The sequence below is a fragment of the Buttiauxella sp. BIGb0471 genome (assembly GCF_024807715.1).
Lineage (GTDB): Bacteria > Pseudomonadota > Gammaproteobacteria > Enterobacterales > Enterobacteriaceae > Buttiauxella > Buttiauxella agrestis.
Window position 1 is genome coordinate 119831 of sequence record NZ_JANUEU010000002.1, and the last position, 14841, is coordinate 134671.

At 49.4% G+C, this 14841-nt stretch carries 13 protein-coding genes; 6 read left to right on the forward strand and 7 right to left on the reverse strand.

Translation table 11 applies throughout. The features are described from left to right. Window positions 1-71: 71 nt before the first annotated feature. Genes M2371_RS07120 through nagB form a run of 3 tightly spaced genes read right to left on the reverse strand, consistent with a single transcriptional unit; the run spans window position 72 to window position 3274 of the window. Window positions 72-1292, reverse strand: a complete 1221-nt coding sequence (locus M2371_RS07120; protein ID WP_172895222.1) for an N-acetylglucosamine repressor — start codon at window positions 1290-1292, stop codon at window positions 72-74. A 7-nt stretch (window positions 1293-1299) separates the two neighbouring features. Continuing rightward, window positions 1300-2448, reverse strand: coding sequence for an N-acetylglucosamine-6-phosphate deacetylase (gene nagA, locus M2371_RS07125; protein ID WP_259267335.1), 1149 nt, complete (start codon window positions 2446-2448; stop codon window positions 1300-1302). A gap of 25 nt (window positions 2449-2473) precedes the next feature. After that, window positions 2474-3274, reverse strand: coding sequence for a glucosamine-6-phosphate deaminase (nagB, locus tag M2371_RS07130; RefSeq protein ID WP_034494036.1), 801 nt, complete (start codon window positions 3272-3274; stop codon window positions 2474-2476). Window positions 3275-3607: 333 nt separating this feature from the next. On the opposite strand from nagB, the gene nagE reads away from it, so the two are divergent. The 4 genes from nagE to chiQ all read left to right on the forward strand — a co-directional run bounded on the left by nagE (window position 3608) and on the right by chiQ (window position 9727). Next, a complete protein-coding gene (gene nagE, locus M2371_RS07135; protein WP_034494037.1) occupies window positions 3608-5632 on the forward strand; it encodes an N-acetylglucosamine-specific PTS transporter subunit IIBC in 2025 nt (674 codons plus the stop codon). A gap of 178 nt (window positions 5633-5810) precedes the next feature. After that, complete coding sequence (gene glnS, locus M2371_RS07140; RefSeq protein WP_259267336.1) at window positions 5811-7478, forward strand: glutamine--tRNA ligase; 1668 nt, start codon at window positions 5811-5813, stop codon at window positions 7476-7478. A gap of 471 nt (window positions 7479-7949) precedes the next feature. Then, window positions 7950-9347, forward strand: a complete 1398-nt coding sequence (chiP, locus tag M2371_RS07145; RefSeq protein WP_172895220.1) for a chitoporin ChiP — start codon at window positions 7950-7952, stop codon at window positions 9345-9347. A gap of 47 nt (window positions 9348-9394) precedes the next feature. Beyond that, window positions 9395-9727, forward strand: coding sequence for a ChiQ/YbfN family lipoprotein (gene chiQ / locus M2371_RS07150; protein WP_034494040.1), 333 nt, complete (start codon window positions 9395-9397; stop codon window positions 9725-9727). A gap of 89 nt (window positions 9728-9816) precedes the next feature. Here chiQ and fur read toward each other — a convergent pair whose 3' ends face one another. From fur to ybfF, 4 genes are all read right to left on the reverse strand, one after another. After that, complete coding sequence (gene fur / locus M2371_RS07155) at window positions 9817-10269, reverse strand: ferric iron uptake transcriptional regulator (RefSeq protein WP_115630127.1); 453 nt, start codon at window positions 10267-10269, stop codon at window positions 9817-9819. Between the two features lie 282 nt (window positions 10270-10551). Further along, window positions 10552-11082, reverse strand: a complete 531-nt coding sequence (gene fldA / locus M2371_RS07160; RefSeq protein ID WP_034494043.1) for a flavodoxin FldA — start codon at window positions 11080-11082, stop codon at window positions 10552-10554. Between the two features lie 151 nt (window positions 11083-11233). Further along, window positions 11234-11515, reverse strand: a complete 282-nt coding sequence (ybfE, locus tag M2371_RS07165) for a LexA regulated protein (RefSeq protein WP_034494044.1) — start codon at window positions 11513-11515, stop codon at window positions 11234-11236. A 135-nt stretch (window positions 11516-11650) separates the two neighbouring features. Next, a complete protein-coding gene (gene ybfF, locus M2371_RS07170; protein WP_259267337.1) occupies window positions 11651-12427 on the reverse strand; it encodes an esterase in 777 nt (258 codons plus the stop codon). A gap of 184 nt (window positions 12428-12611) precedes the next feature. Here ybfF and seqA point away from each other — a divergent pair, with 184 nt between their 5' ends. Then, a complete protein-coding gene (gene seqA, locus M2371_RS07175) occupies window positions 12612-13160 on the forward strand; it encodes a replication initiation negative regulator SeqA (protein WP_034494048.1) in 549 nt (182 codons plus the stop codon). Window positions 13161-13185: 25 nt separating this feature from the next. Further along, the gene (gene pgm, locus M2371_RS07180) at window positions 13186-14829 is read left to right on the forward strand and encodes a phosphoglucomutase (alpha-D-glucose-1,6-bisphosphate-dependent) (RefSeq protein WP_259267338.1); all 1644 of its coding nucleotides are present in this window, start codon (window positions 13186-13188) and stop codon (window positions 14827-14829) included. The last annotated feature ends 12 nt before the right edge of the window (window positions 14830-14841 follow it).

The following is a 14841-nucleotide window of genomic DNA, read 5'->3' on the forward strand; positions in this document are numbered from 1 at the left end:
TACTCTGGCTCAAATTTCTGGCTCACATTTCAGGAAGGCGTAACTATAGCGCAAAAAGCACAGCGACTGGATTAACTCTCCAGCAACCGCTGAAGCAACACGCCATTGAGCATTGAGCGTTTTACCAGCGCAAAGGCGCCAATCGCTGAACGGTCATCCAATTTTGAGCACACGACAGGCAGGTTTTTGCGGAAGGCTTTCAACACCTGCGTATTAATGCAGCCTTCAATGGCAGGCAGAAGCACTTTTTCGGCTTCAATGATTTCCCCGGCAATCACGACTTTCTGCGGGTTGAACAGGTTAATCGCAATTGAAATGGCTTTACCCAGGTGACGGCCAACATGTTCAATGACTTCACAGGCCAGCGCATCGCCTTTATTAGCGGCTTTGCAAATCGCCGTAATGTCACACTCTTCAAGCGTCAGGCGGCTGTTATAGCCTTGCTCAAGCAAATGGCGCACGCGATGTTCAATAGCGGCATTGGCAGCAATGGTTTCAAGGCAGCCAAAGTTCCCGCAGTGGCAACGTTCACCTAAAGGGTCGACCTGGATGTGACCAATTTCGCCAACGTTACCGTTACGACCAATAAAAATGCGACCGTTTGAAAGAATACCGGCCCCCGTACCACGGTGAACACGCACCAAAATGGAGTCATCGCAGTCGTGAGTTGCACCAAAGTAGTGCTCTGCAAGGGCCAGGCTACGGATATCGTGCCCGACATAACAGGTGACTTTGAACTGTTTCTCAAGGCTATCGACCAGCGACCAGTTATTGACCTGAATATGTGGCATATAGCGAATCACACCACTTTCAGGGTCAACCAAACCCGGCAGAATCACGGAGATAGCAATCAGCTCACGCATTTTGCGCTGGTACAGTTCGATAAACTGGGAAATGGCATTCAGCAACGCGTGTTCGAGGGTTTCCTGGGTGCGTTCTGGCAGAGCGTAATGCTCTTCGGCCAGCGGTTTTGCGCTGAGATCAAACAGAGTGATGGTGGCATCATGGCGGCCAAGGCGCACGCCAATCGCATTGAAATTGCGGGTTTCGGTGATAATGGAGATAGCGCGGCGGCCCCCGGTGGAAGCCTGTTGATCCACTTCTTTGATCAGTCCGCGCTCAATTAACTGGCGAGTAATTTTTGTGACGCTGGCCGGTGCAAGCTGGCTCTGCTCGGCAATCTGAATACGAGAGATTGGCCCATGTTGGTCAATCAGGCGATATACCGCCGCGCTATTCAGCTGTTTTACCAGATCGACATTACCAATTTGAGCCTGTCCGCCAGTCGTCATGCCTTAATTACTCAGTTACGACCTCGTTACCATTAACAAAGGTCTTGGTGATTTTAAAATCGCGGGTAAATGTCGTCAGGTTGGCGACTTTCCCAGCTTCGATAGTCCCTAATTGCTGGTCTACACCCATCGCACGGGCAGGGTAGAGCGTCGCCATGCGCAAGACTTCGTCTAAGGCGATGCCGGCATGCTCGACCAGGTTACGTACCCCTTCAATCATCGTCAGGGCAGAACCGCTCAGCGTACCGTTCTCATCTACACATAAACCATCACGGTAGTATATTGTTTTTCCTGCGAAAATGAACTCATCTATATTTGCGCCCGCCGGAGCGGTGGCATCAGTCACCAGGCACAGCTTGTCGCCTTTGACCTTTTTCGCAGTACGAATGTTGGCATAATCCACATGTAAACCATCGGCAATGATACCGCAGTAAACATCTGGCTCATCAAAAATTGCACCTGCAAGCCCTGGTTCGCGGCCAGTAATGTACGGCATGGCGTTGAAAAGGTGGGTTGCGAAGGTGATACCTGCACGGAAACCGACTTTGGCTTCTTTAACCGTCGCATTGGAGTGCCCGGCGGAAACGATAATGCCGGATGCAACCAGTTTACTGATGACTTCTGGCGCAACCATTTCGGGTGCCAGAGTCACTTTGGTGATGACGTCTGCATTCTCGCAGAGGAAATCGACCAATTCTGCGTCTGGTTTACGCACGAAACTTGGGTTGTGCGTACCTTTTTTCACCATGTTCAGCCATGGGCCTTCAAGATGCAGACCGAGCGCCTGGTTCTGATAATTCGCCAGGTATTCGCGCATGACTTTCACGCCTTGCTTCATCAGGTCATCGCTGGCGGTGATAAGTGTTGGGAGGTAGCTGGTGCAGCCAGAACGCTCGTTGGCTTTCTGCATGATTTCCAGCGTTTCAACCGTCACCGCATCAGCGGAATCGTTGAATTGCACACCACCGCAGCCATTCAATTGCACATCAATAAAACCGGGGGCGATGATTGCACCACCCACATCACGAGTCTCTATACCCGCTGGGAGATCTGAGCGCGGGCAAACGCGTTCAATCAGGCCGTTCGCGATAACAATCGCGTGATCATCAAGAATTTCATGGCCGGTATGAATCCGACCGTGAGTTAATGCAAACATAGTTACCCCCGGTTATGACTATTACTTAAAGATCTTTGATATTTTCTGCTTCAAGTTCATTGAAGTACTTCAGCGTTTTCACTTTGAGTTCCATCGTGGATGGCTCATCACAAACAACCACTGCTTTAGGGTGCAGTTGCAGACAGCTAATGGTCCACATGTGATTCACGTTACCTTCCACAGCCGCTTGCAGCGCTTGCGCTTTCAAATGGCCCAGAACCAAAATCATCACTTCTTCGGCGTCGAGCAGAGTACCCACGCCAACGGTCAGTGCGTATTTTGGAACTTGAGAAACATCACCATCAAAGAAACGGGAGTTTGCTACACGAGTGTCATGAGTTAGGGTTTTGATACGGGTACGAGATGCCAGAGAAGAGGCCGGCTCGTTGAATGCGATATGACCGTCGTTGCCCACACCACCCATGAACAGGTGAATTTTGCCGTATGAACGAATTTTCTCTTCATAACGACGGCATTCTGCGTCAACATCTTCGGCGTTGCCATTCAGCAGGTTGATGTTTTCTGCTGGGATATCAACGTGGTCAAAGAAGTTGCGGTGCATAAAGGTGTGATAGCTTTCTGGATGCTCTTTTGGCAAGCCAACGTATTCATCCATGTTAAAGGTGACGACGTTTTTAAAGCTAACCTGGCCCGCTTTGTGCATCTCTACCAGCGCTTTATACGCTTCAAGAGGCGTACCGCCAGTTGGCAGGCCCAGCAGGAAAGGACGATCTGCGGTTGGGTTAAACGCATTGATACGTTTAACGATATGGCGTGCTGCCCATTTGCCAACTTGAGCTGGGGTAGCCAGGGGAATCAGTCTCATCATTCACCTCATAAGTTAATAAAAACGATATTAGCCAAATTGATTGCCCGAACCCTTAAAGGGTAACTCAGTTTCAAACCTGCGATGACGGGATCAATCTGTCTTGATTTTTCGGATGATAAAATAAGTTTTAGTCGATAGCTAGCTAAAGGGGAGTGCAATAACAATATTTGGTGATTTTAATCACAAAAAAAGGGTGTTTAATTTGCGATACGAATTAATTTTTCACACACTCAGAAGGTTGGTGAATCTTCGCCATGCTTTCAAGGTTTGTTAAACAATAATAAAACTGCTTTGAACGAGCCTTAACGGGGTCTCATAGGGGGAATTGACGTGAGTATTCTAGGTTATATGCAAAAGGTTGGCCGTGCGCTGATGGTGCCGGTAGCCACGCTACCAGCCGCAGCCATATTAATGGGTGTTGGTTACTGGATTGACCCGGTTAGCTGGGGTGGTGATAGCGCATTAGCTGCGTTGTTCATCAAATCTGGTGCTGCAATTATTGATAATATGGGTGTGCTGTTTGCCATTGGTGTGGCTTACGGTATGTCTAAAGATAAAGATGGTGCTGCTGCACTAACCGGCTTTGTCGGTTTCCTGGTTTTGACAACGCTCTGCTCTCCAGCCGCTGTTTCCATGATCAAACATATTCCGTTAGATCAGGTGCCGTTTGCGTTCTCTAAAATCCAAAACCAATTTGTCGGTATTCTGGTCGGGATTATTTCCGCCGAGTTGTACAACCGCTTTAGCAGCGTCGAGCTGCCGAAAGCGTTGTCCTTCTTCAGCGGACGTCGCCTGGTGCCGATCATCACTTCCTTTGTGATGATCGCGGTTGCCTTCATCATGATGTTTATCTGGCCGGTCGTGTTTAGTGGCCTGGTGAACTTCGGTGAGCACATCCAGAAAATGGGTTCTATCGGCGCAGGTGTGTATGCGTTCTTTAACCGTTTACTGATTCCAGTGGGTCTGCACCACGCCCTGAACTCCGTGTTCTGGTTCGATGTTGCCGGTATCAACGACATTCCTAAGTTCCTTGGCGGTGCTAAATCTATCGCTGAAGGTACCGGTATTGTTGGTATTACTGGCCGTTACCAGGCTGGTTTCTTCCCAATCATGATGTTCGGTCTTCCAGGTGCTGCTCTGGCAATTTACCACTGCGCGCGTCCGGAAAATAAAGCCAAAGTATTGGGTATCATGATGGCAGGTGCGTTTGCTGCCTTCTTTACTGGTATCACTGAACCGTTGGAATTCTCCTTCATGTTCGTGGCTCCAGTTCTGTATCTGATTCACGCAGTGCTGACCGGTATTTCCGTATTCATCGCAGCAAGCATGCATTGGATTGCAGGTTTCGGCTTCAGTGCGGGTCTGGTGGATATGGTGCTTTCTTCCCGTAACCCACTGGCAACTCACTGGTACATGCTGATTCCGCAAGGCCTTGTGTTCTTCGTGATTTACTACGTTGTATTCCGCTTTACTATCAACAAATTCAATCTGTTGACTCCTGGTCGTGAACTGGCTGTTGCAGGTGATGAAGCTGATGGTCAGGACGTGAATGTCAGCACCAACACCAATCAGGATGTTTCTGAGCTGGCTCGTCAGTACATTGCGGCTGTGGGTGGTTCTGCAAACCTGACAGGTATCGACGCGTGTATCACTCGTCTGCGTCTGAACGTGAAAGACTCTTCACTGGTGAACGAATCTCTGGCTAAACGCCTGGGTGCCACCGGTGTTATCCGTCTGAACAAAACCAGCGTGCAAATCATCGTCGGCTTTGTGGCTGAGAAAATTGCGAACGCAATGAAAACAGTTGGCGATGTTGCTGCTGCTCCGGCTGCCGCTTCTGCGACCGCTGCGCCAGTTGCTGCTGCAAAACCACAGGCTGTACCAAACGCTGTCACTATCGCGGCACTGGTTTCACCAGTAACGGGTGATGTGGTAGCGCTGGAGCAGGTTCCTGATGAAGCATTCGCCAGCAAAGCGGTAGGTGATGGTGTAGCTGTTAAGCCAACTGAGAAAACAGTTGTCGCACCAGCTGCCGGTACTATCGTAAAAATCTTCAATACCAACCATGCGTTCTGTCTTGAAACCGAAAAGGGTGCTGAGATCGTTGTCCATATGGGCATTGATACCGTCGCGCTGAACGGACAAGGCTTTACTCGCCTGGTAGAAGAGGGTGCTGAAGTGGTTGCAGGCCAGCCGATTCTGGAAATGGATCTTGATTTCCTGAACGCCAATGCTCGCTCCATGATTAGCCCGGTTGTTTGCAGCAATATCGACGACTACAGCGGTCTGGTTATCCAGGCGCAAGGTTCCGTCGTTGCAGGCCAAACGCCTCTGTATGAAATTAAAGGCAAATAATCGCTCCTGAGTCATAGATTGTGCCTTTAGCGGCTGGAGAGTATTTTCTCCAGCCGCTTTTTTATTGCCCCCGCCGCCCCTTCCCAATCCCCTTATTTATTCAACAAAAGGTTGTTTCCGACGCTTGCTTATAAGATCATGGGCGAATAACTAAAGTTTTTGCACAGAGGAACCCGCGATGAGTGAGGCAGAAGCCCGCCCAACTAACTTTATTCGCCAGATTATTGATGAAGATTTGGCCAATGGTAAGCACACCAGCATTTGCACCCGTTTCCCGCCAGAGCCAAACGGCTATCTGCACATCGGCCATGCAAAATCCATCTGCCTGAATTTTGGTATCGCGCAAGATTATCAAGGCCAGTGCAACCTGCGTTTCGATGACACCAACCCGGTAAAAGAAGACATCGAATACGTTGATTCAATTAAGCACGATGTTGAATGGCTTGGTTTCCAGTGGTCTGGCAACATCCGTTATTCCTCTGATTATTTCGACCAGCTGTTTAACTATGCGGTTGAGCTGATCAATAAAGGTCTGGCGTATGTCGATGAACTGACTCCGGAACAAATCCGTGAATATCGCGGCTCATTGACCTCTCCTGGCAAAAACAGCCCATATCGCGACCGCACCGTTGAAGAAAACCTCGCGCTGTTTGAGAAAATGCGTAACGGTGAGTTTGCTGAAGGGACTGCGTGCCTGCGTGCGAAAATCGACATGGCTTCGCCGTTTATCGTCATGCGCGATCCGGTTATTTACCGTATCAAGTTTGCCGACCACCACCAGACCGGCAGCAAGTGGTGCATCTACCCGATGTACGACTTCACCCACTGCATTTCCGATGCTCTGGAAGGCATTACGCACTCCCTGTGTACGCTGGAATTCCAGGACAACCGTCGCCTGTACGACTGGGTGTTGGATAACATCACTATTCCTGCGCACCCGCGTCAGTACGAGTTCTCGCGCCTGAATCTCGAATACTCCATCATGTCCAAGCGTAAGCTGAACCTGTTGGTGACTGAGAAGGTTGTAGAGGGTTGGGATGACCCACGTATGCCGACCATCTCTGGTCTGCGTCGTCGTGGTTACACTGCCGCTTCTATTCGTGAGTTCTGTAAGCGCATTGGTGTGACCAAGCAAGACAACACCGTTGAAATGGCTGCCCTGGAATCTTGTATCCGTGACGACCTGAACGAGAACGCGCCGCGTGCGATGGCTGTTCTGGATCCGTTAAAAGTTATCATTGAAAACTTCCCGCAGGGCGAAGTTGAAATGGTCACGATGCCCAACCATCCTAACAAACCAGAGATGGGTAGCCGTCAGGTGCCGTTTAGCCGTGAAATCTACATCGACCGCGCTGACTTCCGTGAAGAAGCCAACAAACAGTACAAGCGTCTGGTGCTGGGCAAAGAAGTTCGTCTGCGTAATGCGTATGTGATTAAAGCCGATCGTGTTGAGAAAGATGAAGCAGGGAACATCACCGTGCTGCATTGCTCCTACGATCCGGACACATTAAGCAAAGACCCGGCTGATGGACGTAAAGTGAAAGGTGTAATTCATTGGGTTAGTGCTGAACATGCATTGCCGGTTGAAATTCGTCTTTACGACCGTTTGTTCAGCGTGGCGAACCCTGGGGCTGCTGAAGATTTCCTGGCCACAATTAACCCGGAATCTCTGGTCATCAAGCAAGGTTTTGTCGAGCCAAGCCTGAAAAATGCCGAAATCAGCAAAGCGTATCAGTTCGAGCGCGAAGGTTATTTCTGCCTGGATAGTCGTTATACAACAGCTGAAAAACTGGTGTTTAACCGTACCGTCGGGCTGCGTGATACCTGGGCCAAAATGGGCGAATAACCCTAAGGTTACATGGTCAATGTATGACAAAAACGCCGCAAATCGCGGCGTTTTTTTTCGCTTTAGAATCATCTGGTTAAACATTTCTTCACATTCGCGTTGCGAATTAATGTTATTTGCGCTCCTCACTGCAAAATTTTCACGGTCAATATCGGAACATTAATAATTCTTTGTTTAATTGTGTGAGCGCTCTCATATAGAGTTTTGTATGTTAATAATTTCAATTATCAAGATAAAACTCTTGAGTCGCTTATTGTTACAAATACTCATAAATTATGTGCTCTCTGTCATAATATCGGAATGAACTCTTACAAAGTCGTTGATAATTCGCGTCGCGAAAAATAGTCTTAAGGAAGCAGTAATGCGGGCAAATATTCATAACCGCTTTAGCCGTTAGGCATTTTTACTTTTTTCGCTACATGACGTCTTTTAACGTCCAGCGATTATTTATTCGTCAAAGAGGAATTTTCTATGCGTACGTTTAGTGGCAAACGTAGTGCGCTGGCGCTTGCAATCGCAGGTGTTACGGCTCTTTCAGGATTAGTGGTCATCCCTCAGGCAACGGCAGCAGGTTTTATTGATGATTCAACGCTGACCGGCGGCGTTTATTACTGGCAGCGTGAGCGTGACCGTAAAGACGTCACAACGGGTAAATACGAAACTAACCTTGCGCACTCCACATGGAACGCAAACCTGGACTTCCAGTCAGGTTATGCCGCAGACATGTTTGGTCTGGACGTTGCGGCCTTTACTGCTATCGAAATGGCAGAAAACGCTAACAGCGGTCACCCAAACGAAATCGCATTCTCCTCTTCTAACAAAGCTTATGACGAAGATTATTCCGGCGATAAGAGCGGCATCAGCCTCTATAAAGCAGCAGCTAAATTCAAATACGGCCCGGTATGGGCGCGTGGTGGTTACATTCAGCCAACCGGTCAAACTCTGTTAGCACCACACTGGAGCTTTATGCCGGGTACTTACCAGGGCGCAGAAGCTGGTGCAAACTTTGACTATGGCGATTCTGGTGCGTTGAGCTTCTCCTACATGTGGACCAACGAGTATAAAGCTCCGTGGCACCTGGAAATGGACAAGTTCTATCAGAACGATAAGAACACCAAAGTAGAATATTTACATTCCCTTGGCGCGAAATATGACTTCAAAAATGACCTGATTCTTGAGGCTGCATTTGGTCAGGCTGAAGGTTATGTTGATCAGTATTTCACCAAGGCGAGCTACAAATTTGATATCGCGGGCAGCCCGTTAACCACCAGCTACCAGTTCTACGGCACGCGTGACAAAGTTTCTGACGGCAGCGTGAACGATCTTTACGACGGCACAGCATGGTTGCAGGCACTGACTCTCGGATACAGAGTCGGTCAGGTTGATTTGCGCCTTGAAGGAACCGTGGTTAAGGCCGATGGCCAACAGGGCTACTTCCTGCAGCGTATGACGCCAACCTACGCCTCTTCCAACGGTCGTCTTGATGTGTGGTGGGATAACCGCTCTGACTTCAACGCCAACGGTGAAAAAGCGGTATTTGCGGGCGCGATGTATGACCTGAGCAACTGGAATCTTGCGGGTTGGGCAGTGGGTGCATCTTATGTTTACGCATGGGATGCTAAACCAAGCTCCAAACCAACCACAGACGGTTACTATGATGCGGATAACCGCCTGAAAGAATCTGCGTACAGCCTTGATGCGTTGTATACCGTTCAGGATGGCCGTGCGAAAGGCACTCTGTTCAAACTGCACTTCACTCAATACGACAACCATTCCGACATCCCAAGCTGGGGCGGTGGTTACGGCAACATCTTCCAGGATGAGCGTGACGTGAAATTCATTGTTATCGCACCGTTCACCATCTTCTGATTCGAATCCGGGCGTGAAAACGCCCGGATTTCTTAAGGATATCAAGCATGAAAAAAATCGTTCTGACAGTGGTGATGGCGTTAGGTTTGAGTGCGTGTGCGCAGCAACAACCTAAAACGGCTCCGGAAGATACTAAATTGAAACAAGCGTATAGCGCCTGTATTAACACCGCAGAAGGTAACCCGGATAAAATTCAGGCCTGCCAAAGCGTGTTGAATGTACTGGCTCAGGAAAAAGAGCATCAGGATTTCGCGAAGAAAGAAACGGTTCGTACCCTGGATTACCAGAACTGCATCCAGGCAACTCGTACGGGTAATGACCAGGCGGTCAAAGCCAAGTGCGATAAAATCTGGCAAGAGATTCGCGCTAACAACAAATAATGGTAGTGCGTAAGCCATAAAAAAACCGGTGAGCTTCCTCACCGGTTTTTTTACATCTGGCAGCTGAATCAGATGCCAAAAGATGCAGATTACCTTTCGCTGATTTCGTGTGCGTTTTCATCAGTACGGCAATCACCTTCAGCGCAGTGACCGTAAAGGTACAGGCTGTGGTTAGTCAGACGAATGCCATGACGTGATGCGATTTCGCGCTGGCGGGCTTCGATTGAATCATCACTAAATTCAATAACCTTGCCGCAATCCAGACAGATCAGATGGTCATGGTGATGCTGCTGCGTCAGTTCGAACACGGATTTTCCGCCTTCGAAATTATGACGAGTCACAATGCCTGCATCATCAAACTGGTTTAGTACACGATAAACGGTGGCGAGACCAATCTCTTCGCCCATATCAATCAGACGTTTATAGAGGTCTTCCGCACTGACGTGGTGGTTCACCGGCCCTTGCAACACTTCAAGGATTTTTAATCGCGGAAGCGTGACTTTCAAGCCGGCCTTCTTTAATGCGGTATTATTGTCAGTCATGCGGAAATTGTCCTGTTGCTTAACGATTCGCTCGGACTCAGGGTGAGCGTTAAGATGAATGCGTCTCATTATAGAACTGCCATTTCTAAATGGGAACCGCAAGTATTATGCATAATCAAGCTAAAAAATGGCGGCTGAGTCGCGATTTGTTTGCCTTGCTAGCTTTTTGATCAGGAGTTCATTGTACAGGGACAAACTGAAAAGTTAAAAATTTGTAGCGATTATTTTAATCGATAATATCTATCAATGTGACGCAACCCAATAGTTGCGCCACATCTGGCATCAGGCGTTGATGATATCTGCCAGGTTCAGCTCGTCAGAAACTTGTTTGACCCATTTCTGAACGCGTTCAGCCGTCAGTTCTGGTTGACGATCTTCGTCGATAGCCAGACCAACAAAGTGATCGTCGTCAGCCAGACCTTTAGAGGCTTCAAAATGGTAGCCCGCCGTTGGCCAGTGACCGACGATAGCTGCGCCTCGTGGCTCAATGATGTCGCGGATAGTGCCTAACGCGTCACAGAAGTATTCTGCGTAATCTTCCTGGTCGCCACAGCCGAACAGAGCAACCAGTTTGCCATTGAAATCAACTTCTTCCAGCGTCGGGAAGAAATCATCCCAGTCGCATTGTGCTTCACCGTAATACCACGTTGGGATGCCGAGAAGCAGAATATCGAAGCCTTCCAGGTCTTCTTTGCTGCTCTTAGCAATGTCATGCACCTCAGCAACTTCTTTACCGAGCTGTTTTTGAATCATTTTCGCGATATTTTCGGTGTTACCAGTGTCGCTGCCGAAAAAAATGCCTACGATTGCCATGAGTAAAATAACCTCTTGATACTTAATGGTATGGTGGCTGCTATTTGGCCACAGATAGGGCAATCATAGCAGAACACTTCGTGGTGCGGAAACTGCTATCGCCCCGGTGTGCACAGACTGCAACATTGCATACCAGGACATAGCACTAAAACTAACTGAGATGCTGCTTCAGTTGTGCGAGTAGTATCTCTTCAATCAGCTCGCTACGGCTGATGTTGCGCGCTTCAGCCAGTTGGTTGAGAGCATCTACCGCATCGTTATTGAGCTTTAGCTCCACTCGCTTCAGGCCGCGTACTTTATCGCGCTTGAGTTGATTGCGTTTGTTGATACGCAATTGCTCATCACGCGTTAGCGGATTTGTTTTTGGTCGCCCCGGGCGACGCTCGTCCGCGAACAGATCTAATGTAGTACGGTCCGTTTGTTCTTTTGCCATGATTAGACTACTGACAGGGAATTCAGGTGGCACTGAGCGGGGTGCTCTGGCGCAATTTAGCGCGCAATCATACATCAGCATGGCTTGCGCGCCAACGCGTTAGCCGCAACTTGCGGCCAGTCGGTTTGTTTTTAATCAGTTTGCTACGGATTCACCGATAAAACGATGAATTGCGCGCAAAACAGCATCAGGTTTTTCGGCGTGAACCCAATGACCAGCACCGGCAACTACATGCGCACGGGCCTGTGGGAACTGCGAAAGCAGCTGCTCGCGGTGAGATTCGTCAACATAAGGAGATGCACCACCGCGAATAAACAGCGCCGGTTCGTTCCAGGCAGGGATGTTTTTCCATCCGACAATATTCTCATATTGCTCCCACAGCACCGGCACATTGAATTTCCATTCGCCGTCAGCAAAGGATTTCAGCAAAAACTGAATCACGCCTTCTTCATCAAGATGCTCGCGCATAACGACGGCGGCTTGCTGGCGAGTTTTCACGTTTGCGCGGCTAACTGCATTGATCGCTTCGAAAATTTCGTCGTGGCGGCGCACTTGATAATCCACCGGGGCGATATCAATCAGCACTAGTTTATCGATACGTTCTGGGGCGATAGCTGTTAACGCCATGGCCACTTTCCCGCCCATGGAATGGCCGATAATAATGGCTTTCTTAATGCCATACTCATCAAGCGTTTCGACAACATCCTGCGCCATTGCAGAGTAGTTCATTTCATCGCTACGTGGCGATAATCCATGATTGCGAAGATCGATTTGCAGCAAAGAATGATCCTGCCCAAGGTCACGGGCCAGCACGCCCAGGTTATCAAGGCTACCGAAAAGACCGTGGATGAGGACGATGGGAGAATTACTAGTCAATTGTTGCGCAGTTTGCAGGCGAGCATTCAATTTCATGGCAAAGTTCTTTTTTTTTACTTCGTGAGGTTAGGGTATCATAACGGCATTCTGCCGCACTGCCGCAAATTTCCAGTTTAGTCTGACTTTGTGGGGTGACAAAAGCTTGGCGCTACCCGAGGTTGGGATTTGTCCTTATAATCCCAACAACTTGTATTCAGAAAAGATATCGCACTGGATTAAGATGAAAACAATTGAAGTTGATGACGAGCTCTATCGCTACATTGCCAGCCACACGCAGCACATTGGTGAAAGCGCGTCCGATATTTTACGGCGCATGTTGAAATTTACCGCCGGGCAAACTCCTGCTACACCTGCATCTACCGGCCAGACGGCGGCAACTGCTGCACCTGCCCCGGAAGCCAAACCCGTAAACAAAGCACGCGATCGTGTTCGTGCGGTGCGTGAATTGCTGCTGTCTGATGAATATGCGGAGCAAAAGAAAGCCGTTAACCGTTTCATGATGGTGCTTTCGACTCTGTATACCTTAGATGCTCATGCTTTTGGTGAAGCGACCGAGTCGCTGCATGGTCGCACCCGTGTCTACTTTGCAGGTAACGAGCAAACGCTGCTGCAAAACGGCAACCAGACCAAACCTAAGCATGTCCCAGGTACGCCATACTGGGTTATCACCAATACCAATACAGGCCGTAAATGCAGCATGATCGAACACATCATGCAATCAATGCAATTCCCGGCGGAATTGATTGAAAAGGTTTGCGGCACAATTTAACACCTCGCGTCAGAAGGAAAGGCCAATGGCTAACCACCCTCGTGCAGGACAACCGGCACAACAGAGCGATTTGATTAACGTAGCCCAACTGACGGCCCAGTATTACGTGCTGAAGCCTGAAGTGGGGAATAGCGAACACGCGGTGAAGTTCGGAACTTCCGGCCACCGTGGTAGTGCGGCACGTCATAGTTTCAATGAACCTCACATTCTGGCAATTGCTCAGGCGATTGCTGAAGATCGTGCAAAAAATGGCATTACCGGGCCGTGCTACGTTGGCAAAGATACCCACGCGTTATCTGAACCGGCGTTTATCTCCGTGCTCGAAGTGTTGGCTGCAAACGGTGTGGATGTCATTGTGCAACAGGCAAATGGCTACACGCCAACGCCTGCCATCTCGCACGCTATTCTGACGCATAACAAAAACGGTGGCGTACAGGCCGATGGTATCGTCATCACGCCTTCGCACAACCCGCCGGAAGATGGTGGTATCAAATACAATCCGCCAAATGGTGGTCCGGCTGATACCAACGTCACCAAAGTGGTTGAAGATCGCGCCAACGCATTGTTGGCGGCGGGTCTGAAAGATGTAAAACGCATCTCTCTGGATAAAGCCTGGGCAAGCGGTCACGTACAAGAACAAGATCTGGTGCAGCCGTTTATTGAAGGGCTGGTGGACATCGTTGATATGGCCGCCATCCAGAAATCGGGTCTGAAATTGGGTGTTGATCCGCTCGGCGGCTCCGGTATCGAATACTGGCAGCGCATCGCGAAACACTACAATCTGGATCTGACGATTGTTAACGATCATGTCGATCAAACCTTCCGCTTTATGCATCTCGATAAAGATGGCGCTATCCGCATGGATTGCTCCTCCGAATGCGCAATGGCGGGTTTGTTGGCGCTGCGTGACAAATTCGATCTGGCATTTGCTAACGACCCGGATTACGACCGCCACGGTATCGTCACGCCTGCTGGCCTGATGAATCCGAACCATTATCTTGCAGTTGCGATTAATTACCTGTTCCAGCATCGCCCACAGTGGGGCAAAGATGTTGCGGTCGGTAAAACGCTGGTTTCTTCAGCAATGATTGACCGCGTGGTCAACGATTTAGGCCGTAAACTGGTAGAAGTACCGGTCGGTTTCAAATGGTTTGTTGATGGTTTGTTTGATGGCAGCTTTGGTTTTGGCGGCGAAGAGAGCGCGGGGGCATCGTTCCTGCGTTTCGACGGCACTCCGTGGTCTACCGACAAAGACGGCATCATCATGTGCTTGCTGGCGGCCGAAATTACTGCCGTTACCGGCAAAAACCCGCAGCAGCATTATGACGAACTGGCCGAGCGCTTCGGTGCGCCAAGCTACAACCGTCTGCAAGCTTCTGCGACTTCCGCGCAGAAAGCCGCACTGTCCAAACTTTCACCAGAAATGGTGAGCGCAAGCACCCTGGCGGGCGACCCGATTACCGCACGCTTAACAGCAGCTCCGGGTAACGGCGCATCCATTGGTGGTTTGAAAGTGATGACCGACAATGGCTGGTTTGCAGCTCGTCCGTCTGGTACTGAAGATGCCTACAAAATCTATTGCGAAAGTTTCTTAGGCGCGGAACACCGTCTACAAATTGAGAAAGAAGCGGTAGAGATTGTCAGCGAAGTGCTGAAAAACGCGAAGTAATTCGTAGAACAG